Genomic DNA, 10,930 nt, shown 5'->3' on the forward strand with positions numbered 1-10,930 from the left:
TCATGCGCCCGTGAGCGGCACGCGCGTCCGCCTCTGGTCGTCATGGGGTTGAGGGTGCCCCCGGCTTCCCGGGTGAAGCCATTGAGGTGCCTCTTGAGGTACGCGTGCGGCGAGCAGGACGGCGCCGGCGGTCGGCGGGCGAACCCGTCTCTTCGCTGGCAGCGTGCTTTCCGCTCACTGCCCAACGTGCCCACTTGGCCGGCGATGCGCCGGTGGCCTCCCGGCGGTGTGCCGGCCGACATCGTCGTGCACGGGCCGACCGACCGTGGGACAACTCCCGGTCGGATCGGGTCAGGGGATGCCCGCTCCGGTGCGGCCCTCGTCCTCGTCCGCGAGGGCGTCGCCCGACTGGGTCGGCGGGGCGCTGAGGGTGTCGGCGCAGGCGCCGGGCAGGTTCCGCGGTCACCGGCAGCCGGGTGTCGTGACGTGGCCGTCAGCGTGGTCAGCTGAACGTGTTGCAGCTGGCGACACTGCCCGAGCGGTAGCCGGTGGAGAACCACTGCTGGCGCTGGCTCGCGGAGCCGTGGGTCCAGGTGTCGGGTGTGACCTTGCCCTGGTAGCGCTGCTGGATACGGTCGTCACCGACGGCGGCGGCCGCGTCCAGCCCGCGGTTGATGTCGTCCTTCGTCAAGTCGGTGATCAGTGGCCTACCGCTCTTGGGGTCGGGGGTCGTGGTGGCGTGGTGAGCCCACACTCCGGCGTAGCAGTCCGCCTGCAACTCGAGTTTCACCGAGCCGCTGCTCTGGCCCTTTCCGCTGCCACGGGAGATCGTTCCGCTGAGGTCCTGGAAGTGGTGGCCGTATTCGTGCGCGATGACGTAGGCCTCGGCGAACGGGCCGCCCTTGGCGCCGAACTTGCTGCTCAGGTCGTTGAAGAAGCCGAGATCGAGATAGACTTTGTCGTCGGCCGAGCAGTAGAAGGGGCCGACATCGGATGTGGCGTTTCCGCAGCCGGTGTTCACACTGCCGGTGAACAGGTACGTCGGGGCCTGCTGGTAGGGCTTGCCGGCGGCTGTCTCCGTCTGCTTCCAGAACGCCTGCACGCTGTCGACCACGGCGACGATCCGGCACTCCTCCTTGCGGTTGGCGTCGGCACCGGTCCGGCAGTCCGCCGCGAGGTCCGCGGCTGATGTACCGGACGAGGACGTGTCGCTGCTGTCCGAGCCGAACATGCCGGGATCGACACCGAAGAGCACGGACGCGACCAGCACCACGAGCCCGACCAGTCCTCCGCCGATGGTCTTCCCGCCGCCCGGGATCCCGCCCAGCGCACCTCCCCGCCCGTCCTCGACCTCGGACGTGTCCAGAGCAGCATCGTCGTCGAATTGCATCCGTGGACCTCCCTCAAGCAGCACGCCGGACCGCCCCGCGTCGTTCCGCTCGCCTACCCCGTACGAGGACATCCCCATCCCGTCCTCTTCCTGCTCCGCCTCTGGGAGGAGCCGACGGGCGCCGCGACGCCCCGTGGGCGAACGGCGGACCGCCATGCGCGGTAACGGCCCTCCATGCCACCGACCGCGGTCACGCAGGGGTGCGCCGTGCTGGACTACTCGGCAACTTGCCACCACCGGGCTGCCTCAGCGCGAGCCACCTCGGCGTCGTACTGGCTGGCGTCAAAGTGAAGCTCCGCCGGGGAGGCGGAGGCGTGCGGAACCTCCCAGTCCGACCACTGCACGATGTCCTCGAACCGTCGAACGACGACGGACAGGAAACCGCAGCAGCCGCCGGTGCAGTCTGGTTCTCCCAGCTCCAGACGACGTGCCTCGCCGGTCGCCCGTAGGAGACTGGGCCGGCCGGCAGGCAGCACGTCCGCGGCGAAAGGCCCACGGCCGCCCTTGGCGACCGCCCGTTCGATCACGTCCTCGCCGTTGACCCAGAACCGCAACTGGGCAGCGAACCGGGGTTCCGGCGGCAACACGCGGATCTCCAAATGATCGAACATCGGACCACCCTACGAGGCGTGCCGAAGTCGGCGTACGGGCTGGTCGGTACCCGGATCTACCTGGCGGGGAGCGACGACGAGGTGCCTCCCGTTCTCGTGACACCTGCCGTGCCGCATGTGCTCCAGGCCGGCGAGCGGGCGGCGGTGCTGTGCTCGGCGATGCTCCGCGTGGTCACCCGGGCGATGTCCGGGTCGGCCTCAGCGCTCGGGGACCTCTCGGCGCAGGCCCCGCTCGACGTCGGCGCTCGGCTCGTCCGCGTCGGCGTTCGACGGAACGCCGCCGGTCGCCGGAACGGGCCAGGCTAGGGCAGTCGGGGTGACCCGGGCAGTGGCGGGGTCAGGCGGCAGCGGGCAGGCTTCGCAGCGCCTCCCCGATGAGGGCGATGCCCTCCTCGATCTCGTGGGCGGCGCCCGCCGCGTAGCCGAGGACCAGGCCGGGCGGGCCGGGGGTCAGACGGTGCCAGGACAGGGGGTGGGCCTTCACGCCCCGGGCGAGCGCGGCCGCGGCGAGGTCGGTGTCGCGGACGCGGCTGCCGGGCCCGTCGGCGAAGGTGACCATGAGGTGCAGTCCGGCAGCCGCCCCGTGGACGCGGGCGCCGGGCAGGTGGGCCTCGACGGCCCGCACCATCACGTCCCGGCGCCTGCGGTGGCGGCGCCGGACGTGGCGCAGGTGCCGTTCCAGCTCGCCCGAGTCCATGAGCCGGGCCAGGACCAGTTGGGTGAGGATGCCGTTGCCGAGGTCGGCGTACCGCTTGGCGGTGACCAGGGCGTCGAGAAGGTGCGGCGGGACCAGGAGCCAGCCGACCCGCAGTGCGGGAGCGAGCAGCTTGGAGACGCTGCCCGCGTAGCAGACCCCGTCGGGCAGGAGCGAGCGAAGTGCCGGTACGGGGGGCCGGTCGTAGCGGTGCTCGGCGTCGTAGTCGTCCTCGATCACGACGCCGCCCTCGGCCGCCCAGCGCAGCAGCTCGCGCCGGCGTTCCCCGTCGAGGACCACGCCGGTGGGGAACTGGTGCGCCGGGGTCATCAGCACGGCCCGGGCCCCGGAGACCCGCAGCGCGTCGATGTCGAGGCCACCGGCGTCCACAGGGACGGGGACGGTCGTGTGCCCGCCGTACTCCAGCTGCTGGCGCGCGCCGAGCGAGCCGGGGTCCTCGACGGCGACGCGGTCGACGCCGTCGGCACGCAGCAGTTGCCCCAGCAGCCCCAGGGCCTGCGCCACACCGGCGACCACCACGACCTCCTCCGGGTCGGCGCGGATGCCGCGGTTGCGGGCCAGCCAGCCGACAACGGCCCGCCGCAGGGCGGGCGCGCCCTGCGGGCTGCCGTAGCCGAAATCGCGCGGGGTGACGGCGGCGAGGACGGCGCGTTCGGCGCGCAGCCAGGCGGCCCGGGGAAAGGCGGCGAGGTCGGGCACGCCCGGGGAGAGGTCGATCCGGCAGGGCAGGCCGCGCAAGGCGTCGACGAGACCGTCGCGGTGGGGGGAGGCGAAGAAGGCATCGGGGACGGGGGCGGAGGTGCGAGGGTGGGAGGCCCGATGCCGGGCGGCCGGGGGTGACGACGATGAAGAGGGGCCGGATGCCGAGGGGGCTGTGGGCGGTGCTGAGGGAGACGGGGGCGCCGGGGCGGCGACGACCACGGTGCCGCCTCTGCCCCGGCCGGCGATCTGGCCTGATTCCGACAGCCGACGGTAGGCCTCGGTGACCACGCCCCGGGTGACGCGGAGCTCCTCGGCGAGGACGCGGCTGGCGGGGAGTCGCGTCCCGACCGGCAGCCGGCCGTCGGCGATGGCCGACCGCAGCCGGTCGACGAGCCAGGCGGTCCGCCCGCCCGGGGGCGCGTCGGCGATGTCGAGCTGGAGGAAGTCGGAGCCGAGGGAGGCGCCGGGCCGAGACGGACGGCCGTCGGCCGTGCCACCGGCCACGGAAGCCGTACCGGCCGATTTCACCGTCCCGTTCGTCCCGTCGGCCGCGTCCGTCGCGTCCGACGCGGCGGTTTTGGACCCCTCGACCGACGGCTCTTTGGACCTGCCCATGGCATCCATTGTGCGGCCAAGGTGGACCCATGGATACCCCTTCCGCCTCCTTCGCGCCCCTGGTTCCCGGCATGGTCGGGATGGTGCTGGTCGGCAGCAGTGTCAGCGTGTCGCACGCGCTCGTCGACGCGCCGCTGTTCACCGCCCAGGCCGTGCGCTACGCGGCCGCGACCGCGATCCTGCTGCTCCTCGCCCGACTCACCGGCACCCGCCCGGTCCGGCCGCGCGGCCGGGAGTGGCTGTGGCTGGCGGGGCTCGCGGTGACGGGGCTGGTGCTGTTCAACGTGGCCGTGGTGCGGGGGGTCGCGCACGCGGAGCCCGCGGTGATCGCGGTCGCGATGGCGTCGGTGCCGGTGGTCCTCGGGGTCCTGGGCCCGCTGCTGGAACGGCGCGCTCCCAGCCGGCAGGTGCTGCTGGCGGCGCCCGTGGTGGTGGCGGGCGCGGTCCTGGTGGAGGGCACAGGGCGCACGGATGCGGCCGGGGTGGCCTGGGCGGCCCTGGCCCTGGGCTGCGAGGCGGCGTTCACGCTGCTGGCGGTACCGGTGCTCGGCCGGCACACGCCGTGGGGGGTGTCGGTGCACGCGTCGTGGCTGGGCGCGGTGCTGTTCGCGGTCCTCGGCGTGACACGTGAAGGTCCCACGGCGGCAGCGGAGTTGACGGGAGAGCAGTGGGCGGCCGTGGGCTACCTGGCGCTGCTGGTCACGGCGGTGGCCTTCGTGCTCTGGTACTCGACCGTTCGCACCGTCGGCGCCGGCCGCGCGGGCCTCCTCACGGGCATCGCCCCGCTCGCGGCTGCGGCGGCCGGCACGGCGACGGGCACGGGGGTGCCGGGACCCTCGGTATGGCTGGGCATCGCGGTGGTGATCGGGGGATTGGTCGGAGGGTTGCGGGCGTCTCGGGCTCACGGCGCAGCCGTCGCCGATGACGCCGCGCCCCGGACAGCACCCTCGCCCACGTCGGCGCGCTCCAGGTAGCACAGGTCCGACGGCCGGCTGGAACTCTCGTGCCGCGGTGCCCGCTTCAGATGAGGGCGCGTCGACAGGCGCGTGTTCTGCTGTACGACTCCTGATGTGCACCTTCGCGAGAAAAGCGCGACCGGAGTGCCCCTTCACCACGGTCACTCTTCGCATCCATTCAAACGCACAGGGTAGTGATCGAGGGTCACAAGCCACCCTCTAGAAAGGCCCTCAATCATGCGTCACCTGGCCACCACCGCTGCCGGGATCATGTCGGCTCTTCTCATGGCGGGAGCCGGGGCGGTCACGCCGGCTTTCGCGGCCGACGCTCCTTCCGTACGCGCCACGGGCAGCGGACAGGGCATCGACGACTGCCCACGCAACTATTACTGTCTCTACGACTACCGCGGTTTCAATATCCGCCACCCTGAGGGGCAGATCTGGTTCTTCAAGAACTCGGTCAACGACCTCGGTACCGCCGGAGCCGGCGACAGGGCGAGCTCCGTGGTCAACAACCTCGACGTTCCCATCTACCTGCACCGCCACTTCCCGACCTGGGCCGACTCCGGCACCTGCCTGGAAGTGCGTCCGCACACCTACGTCTACGACCTCGGCCTCTACACGCTCGACAACGAAGTGTCCTCCGTGACGCTCGACGAGTACCCCTGCTATTGACGCCACGGGCACGGCGCCCGGCATGATGATCATGACCGGCGTCCTGGGGAGCGCCGGTCAGCCAGCGGTGCCCCCGCCGGCCCCGGGGTCGTCCTCGGAGACGTCCGAAGCGAGCTTGACGGTGCCGGTGTTCCTGACGTAGCGGGCTGCGACCCATCCAGGCGTCTGCTGGTCCGGCATTGCGTCGCCCGGCTGCGCGCCGTCGTCGGCACCGTCCCTGACGCTCCTGACCTGACCAACCTCGTCGGCGAGCTCCTTCACCGCGCCCGTAGCCGCGCCCCGTCCCTTCAGCTCACCAGGTTCATCCAGGTGCTCGCGCCGATCACCCCGTCGGGTGTCAGCTTCCTGGACTTCTGGAAGGCGAGCACCGCCTTCCGGGTACCGTCCCCGAACCGGCCGTCCACCGTGACAGCGGCGCCGTGGGCCTTCAGCTCGTCCTGCGCGGCCCGCACGGCGGCGCCGGAGTCGCCCTGCCGTACGGTGACGACCAAGTGCTTCCAGGTGTTCGGCCCCACCATGCCGTCAGGGGTGAGCCCCTGGCTGTTCTGGAAGGAGACGACGGCGTTCCGGGTGGTCGTCCCGAACCGGCTGTCCACCGTGAGGGCCGCCCCGTGCGCGTTGAGCAGGTACTGCACGGTGGTCACCTGCCGTCCTGCCTGACCCTGCACCACGAGGGGCCAATTGGGGGCCGGCGGCGGAGGAGTGTAGTCGTGCAGGGCGAACGTCCTGAGGTCTTGCAGGCTGCCGTTGAAGACGTCCTGGTCCCCGGGGAAGGCCCCTGATTCCGCGGTCTGCCAGATGGTGTACGTGCTCCATCCGGCGGGCAAAGGGGTCGGCGTGCCGGACTGGTTGACGATCCACAGCGGGGCCGTCGTGCCGAAGCCCCGGTAGTTCCCCGTGCAGTTCGCCCACCAGCCGGCAGGGGTGTAGATGGCCGGGTGGCGTCCCGTACGGGCGTGGTATTCGTTCACGAACGCGGCTATCCAGCTGGTCATCGCACCGGGGCTGAGTCCCCAGCAGGGGTCGCCGTGCGCGTTGGCCTCCATGTCCAGCGCGCCGGGGAGCGTCTTGCCGTCACGGGTCCACTTGCCGCCGTGGGCCAGGAAGTAGTCGGCCTGCGCGCGTCCGCCGGAGGCGTCGGGGCGGGCGAAGTGGTAGGCGCCGCGGATCAGGCCCGCGTCGGCCGCCCCGTTGTACTGCTGTGTGAAGTAGCTGCTGGTGTAGGTGACTCCTTCGGTCGCCTTGACGTAGGCGAAGGAGGCGCCCTTGGCGGCCGTCGCCTGCCAGTCGACGTGGGGGTTGTGGCCGCTCACGTCGAGCCCCCGCACCGGGGCCGTGGACCGGGCCGTGCCGGCGACCGCGGTGGTGTCGGCGTGGGCCACCTCGTGGGCGTCGAGGCACAGGACCGCGAGTGCCGCGGCGAGCATCGCCGCGCCGCGGGTTCGCCAACCGGCTCTGCTCGGCCGGCCGCTGGGGTGGTGAAGACGGGTCATCGCTCTCTCCGTTGTGGTTCCGTGGTCGGTCGGTCGGTGGTGGTGGTCGGCATCGTCGTTCTGGGGCCGCGAGACCGTTCCACGGGCCCTTGGCGGCGCCTGAGGCACCGTGCAAGGGCCCGTGGAACGGTCGGGCGTGGCCGCGTTACGGGCGGACCAGGCCGTAGAAGACGGATGCGGACAGTGAGTAGGTCTTGTCGTAGACGCCGTGCTTGCCGGAGCCGGCGGGGTCGGTGGTGTTGCCGGAGACGACGCGCACGGTCCTGCCGCTGACCTGGTCGACGACGCCGATGTGGTAGCGGTTGTGGGCGCTGCCGAAGATGATCAGGTCTCCGGGTGCGGCGGTGGCGAGGCCGCTGGTGCCGACCCACTTGTGGTGGGCGACGGCCCAGTCGTAGACGCTGGGGACGAACTTGATGAAGGGGATGTCGACACCGGACTCCCGCCAGACCCAGGTGGCGAAGGCCGCGCACCACTGGTCGCACACGCTGTACGGCTTGCCGGGGACGCAGTCGTGGGAGTCGGCCGTGACCCCGATCTGGCTCTTGGCGGTGTTGACGATCTTGGCCCGCAGGGCGCTCGTGGTGTGGCAGCTCTTGACGAGCCGCTCGATGCCCATGGCCTTCATCGTCCGCTCGCCGGCGATGCCGTCCGCCGTCAGATGGTGGGCGGACTGGAACTGCTTCACCGCGTTCGTGGTGGCCGCGCCGTAGTCGCCGTTGGCCGGGGCTCCGGCCTTGCTCTGGACCTGCTTGGTCACGGAGGTGAGTCCCGCGAGCGTCTGCGGGCCGATGACGCCGTCGATGTCCAGGCACCGGTCGCCCTGGAAGGCCTGCGTGGCCGCCTTGGTCCTGGGGCCGCCGACACCGTCCACCCGGCCGGCGTCGTAGGCCAGGCCGTTCAAGTCGCGTTGGGCCACCTTGATCTGCGTCGAGGTGGCCGCAGGCCTGGCCGTCGCCGCGGTGTGTGCCGAGGCCTGACCCGGCATGACCGCCAGGGCGCCGACCGCCGCAGCCGCCGTCAGCAGGCCGATGGCTGCCCGCCGGGAACGCCGTACCGGGTGATGCGTCGCGTGCTTGTTCGTCAACATGTCCGAGGACTCCTCACGTTCGGGGAGAGGCGGTGAACCGGAAGGGGCGTCCACGCGGCGTTCGATGTCGCCGGTGCGCCCGCCGGGGCAGGTGGCCGGACGGCGGCTCCCCCTCGTCCGCCGTCGCCGCAACCAGTTCTACGGCTCCTCGCGTTGTCCGGTGTCGCGGAAGAGCCTCCGGACAACCGGCTCCGGACAATAAGCTCGCCCGCGTCACGTCACGAGCCTTGGGGGAGTACCGAGTGCCGAGGAAGGAAAAGCCGTTAGAGGACGACGGCAGCCCGCTGACCGAATTCGCCGCGCGACTGCGTCTGTTGCGGGACAAGGCGGGTAAGCCCACCTACCGCCAGCTCGCCGTCAAGGCGCACTACTCGTCGACGACACTCGCCGACGCGGCCGCCGGCCGAAGACTCCCCAGTCTGGAAGTCACCCTCGCCTTCGTCCGGGCCTGCGGGGGCGACGAGGAGGAATGGAAGGCGCGCTGGCACGCGGTCGCGGCAAGCGTCGGTCCGGCCTCGCCGGACGACCGGGACGACGCGGGGCCGGATCAGGACCGACCGTGTCCCTATGTGGGCCTCGCGGCGTTCCAGCCGGAGGACGCCTCCTTGTTCTTCGGGCGGGAACGGCTCACGGCCGACCTCGTCGCCCGGGTCCGGGCCGGCCGCTTCGTGGCGGTGTTCGGCGCCTCCGGCTCCGGCAAGTCCTCACTGCTGCGGGCCGGGATGGTCCCCCGGCTGAACGGGCACGATACGAACGGCTGCCCCGGGTGGCCGACGCTGCTGTTCACCCCAGGAGCACACCCCCTGGAGGAGTGCGCGGCCCGGCTCGCGGCCTTCACCTCCGGTACGGCCACGGTGCTGCACAGGGAGCTGAGCGGCGACCCTAGGTCCTTGCACCAGACCGTGCTGCAGGCGCTGGCGGCCTCGGACGCACCCGACGGCACGGATCTGGTACTGGTCGTGGACCAGTTCGAAGAGGTCTTCACCCTCTGCCAGGACAGGACCGAACGCGACCGCTTCATCGACGCGTTACTCACGGCGGCCCGGGCCGCCAACAGCCGCACGCGCGTCGTCATCGGTGTCCGGGCCGACTTCTACGCGAACTGCTCGCAACACCCCGAACTTGTCGCGGCCCTCCAGGACGCCCAGGTCCTCGTCGGCCCCATGACGACGGAAGAACTGCGCCGTGCCATCAGCCGGCCGGCCGTCCGGTCCGAATGCGCGGTGGAGACGGCCCTCCTGGCCCGCGTCGTCGCGGAGGCCACCGGACAGGCCGGCGTCCTCCCGCTCGTCTCCCACGCCATGCGCGAGACCTGGCTCCGCCGCCGTGGCAACACGCTCACGCTGAGCGGCTACGAGACGGCAGGCGGCATCACCCACGCCCTGGCCAACACCGCGGAAGCCCTCTACCAGCAGCTGACCACCGAGCAACAACGACTCACCCGTTCCGTCCTGCTGCAGATGGTGGCCCTCGGCGACGGAACCGACGACACCAAACGTCCCCTGCCACGCGAGGACCTCGGTCCCGACACCGACGCCGTGCTGGACCTTCTCGCCCGGGCCCGCCTGGTCACCCTGGACCGGGACAGCGCCGAACTCACCCATGAGGCGCTGCTGCACGCCTGGCCCAGGCTGCGCCGCTGGATCGACGAAGACCGGGCGGGTCTGCTCATGCACCAGCAGGTCTCCGAAGCAGCCGCCTTCTGGCACCGGCAGGGACGTGATCCGGGCGCCCTCTACCGGGGCGGCGTCCTGGCAGCGGCGCGCCAGTGGGCCGCCACGCGTGGCGACACGCCGGACCTCGGCCCCCGCGTCGACGAGTTCCTGGCCGCGTCCGCCCGCCACGCGGGCCGTGCGGCCCGACTGCGCCGCGCCGGCATCGCCGCCGTGTGCGCCCTGGCCCTCATCGCCTCGGTGGCCGCCGGCGTGGCGTTCAAGAAGAGCGCGACCGCCCAGATCCAGCGCAACAACGCCATCGCGGGGGAGGTGCAGGTGCAGGCCGGCCAATTGCGCGACGCCGACCCCTCACTCGCCGCCCAGCTGGAGATCGCCGCCTATCGTCTCCGCCCCCGGCCGCAGCTGCGCACCGATCTGATCAGCGCCGCGGACGCCCCGGTCGCCAGGCGCCTGACCGTCGGCAACGGTGTCGTGTACGCGGTGGCCTACAGCCCCGATCGCCGTACTCTGGCCGCGGGGGGAGGGGACGGAATGATCCGGCTGTGGAACGTCGCCGACCCGGCCGCCCCGGTACCGCTCGGCAGTCCCGTGGCCAGCCACAGCCAGCGGGTCTACTGGCTCGCGTTCAGCCCCGACGGCCGCACCCTGGCCTCCGCCGGACGCGACCACACGGTGCGGCTGTGGAACGTGACCCACCCCGCACACCCCGCGCCCTGGGGGCAGCCGCTGACCGGACACGGGAGCTACGTCTTCTCCGTCTCCTTCAGCCGGGACGGACGCACCCTCGCCAGCGCGAGCGACGACGGGACGGTCCGGCTGTGGAACGTCGCCGATCCGGCCCACCCCCAGCGGCTCGGACAACCGCTGCGCGGCCACGACCACGGTGCGGTGGCCTCGGCCGCGTTCAGCCCCGACGGCCGCACCCTCGCCAGCGCGGGGCACGATCACACCATCCGGCTGTGGAACGTCGCCGATCCCTCCCACCCGCAGCGTCTGAAGCGGCTCACCGGCTTCAAGGACACCGTGTACGCCATCGCGTTCAGCCCGGACAGCCACCTCCTGGCAGG

Annotated in this window: 9 protein-coding genes; 4 read left to right on the top strand and 5 right to left on the bottom strand. The window is 72.0% G+C overall.

Translation table 11 applies throughout. The features are described 5' to 3' along the window. Positions 1-442: 442 nt before the first annotated feature. Together ypfJ and IE312_RS08905 are read right to left on the bottom strand one after the other, a co-directional pair. Entirely contained in the window at positions 443-1,330 is an 888-nt protein-coding gene (ypfJ, locus tag IE312_RS08900; protein WP_189980068.1) for a KPN_02809 family neutral zinc metallopeptidase, read from the bottom strand. Between the two features lie 215 nt (positions 1,331-1,545). Beyond that, positions 1,546-1,941 carry a hypothetical protein gene (locus IE312_RS08905; RefSeq protein ID WP_189980070.1) on the bottom strand — a complete coding sequence of 132 codons (396 nt, stop codon included), beginning with the start codon at positions 1,939-1,941 and terminating at the stop codon, positions 1,546-1,548. Positions 1,942-1,959: 18 nt separating this feature from the next. On the opposite strand from IE312_RS08905, the gene IE312_RS08910 reads away from it, so the two are divergent. Further along, entirely contained in the window at positions 1,960-2,247 is a 288-nt protein-coding gene (locus IE312_RS08910) for a hypothetical protein (protein WP_189980072.1), read from the top strand. A 31-nt stretch (positions 2,248-2,278) separates the two neighbouring features. Here IE312_RS08910 and pdxR read toward each other — a convergent pair whose 3' ends face one another. After that, on the bottom strand, positions 2,279-3,982 hold the full coding sequence (pdxR, locus tag IE312_RS08915) for a MocR-like pyridoxine biosynthesis transcription factor PdxR (protein WP_189980074.1): 1,704 nt from the start codon (positions 3,980-3,982) through the stop codon (positions 2,279-2,281). Between the two features lie 20 nt (positions 3,983-4,002). Between pdxR and IE312_RS08920 the strand changes: the two genes are divergently transcribed. Both IE312_RS08920 and IE312_RS08925 read left to right on the top strand, forming a co-directional pair. Then, positions 4,003-4,947, top strand: coding sequence for a DMT family transporter (locus tag IE312_RS08920; RefSeq protein WP_189980076.1), 945 nt, complete (start codon positions 4,003-4,005; stop codon positions 4,945-4,947). Positions 4,948-5,166: 219 nt separating this feature from the next. Next, entirely contained in the window at positions 5,167-5,604 is a 438-nt protein-coding gene (locus tag IE312_RS08925) for a peptidase inhibitor family I36 protein (RefSeq protein ID WP_189980078.1), read from the top strand. A 287-nt stretch (positions 5,605-5,891) separates the two neighbouring features. Here IE312_RS08925 and IE312_RS08930 read toward each other — a convergent pair whose 3' ends face one another. Both IE312_RS08930 and IE312_RS08935 read right to left on the bottom strand, forming a co-directional pair. Beyond that, positions 5,892-7,097: a GH25 family lysozyme gene (locus IE312_RS08930; RefSeq protein WP_189980080.1), complete on the bottom strand. Its 1,206-nt coding sequence runs from the start codon at positions 7,095-7,097 to the stop codon at positions 5,892-5,894. A gap of 145 nt (positions 7,098-7,242) precedes the next feature. Beyond that, positions 7,243-8,187 (bottom strand): peptidoglycan-binding protein, encoded by a 945-nt coding sequence (locus tag IE312_RS08935; RefSeq protein ID WP_189980082.1) that lies wholly within the window; start codon positions 8,185-8,187, stop codon positions 7,243-7,245. 242 nt (positions 8,188-8,429) lie between these two features. Here IE312_RS08935 and IE312_RS08940 point away from each other — a divergent pair. Further along, positions 8,430-10,930, top strand: a 2,501-nt coding sequence (locus tag IE312_RS08940; protein WP_189980084.1) for an nSTAND1 domain-containing NTPase, incomplete at its 3' end; no start/stop codon positions are given.

This window comes from Streptomyces capoamus (assembly GCF_014654935.1).
Lineage (GTDB): Bacteria > Actinomycetota > Actinomycetes > Streptomycetales > Streptomycetaceae > Streptomyces > Streptomyces capoamus.

Coding starts and splice junctions, on each gene's coding strand:
- pdxR (WP_189980074.1), bottom strand. CDS start 3,982: ATGGATGCCATGGGCAGGTCCAAAGAGCCGTCGGTCGAGGGGTCCAAA.
- ypfJ (WP_189980068.1), bottom strand. CDS start 1,330: ATGCAATTCGACGACGATGCTGCTCTGGACACGTCCGAGGTCGAGGAC.
- IE312_RS08905 (WP_189980070.1), bottom strand. CDS start 1,941: ATGTTCGATCATTTGGAGATCCGCGTGTTGCCGCCGGAACCCCGGTTC.
- IE312_RS08920 (WP_189980076.1), top strand. CDS start 4,003: ATGGATACCCCTTCCGCCTCCTTCGCGCCCCTGGTTCCCGGCATGGTC.
- IE312_RS08930 (WP_189980080.1), bottom strand. CDS start 7,097: ATGACCCGTCTTCACCACCCCAGCGGCCGGCCGAGCAGAGCCGGTTGG.
- IE312_RS08925 (WP_189980078.1), top strand. CDS start 5,167: ATGCGTCACCTGGCCACCACCGCTGCCGGGATCATGTCGGCTCTTCTC.
- IE312_RS08935 (WP_189980082.1), bottom strand. CDS start 8,187: ATGTTGACGAACAAGCACGCGACGCATCACCCGGTACGGCGTTCCCGG.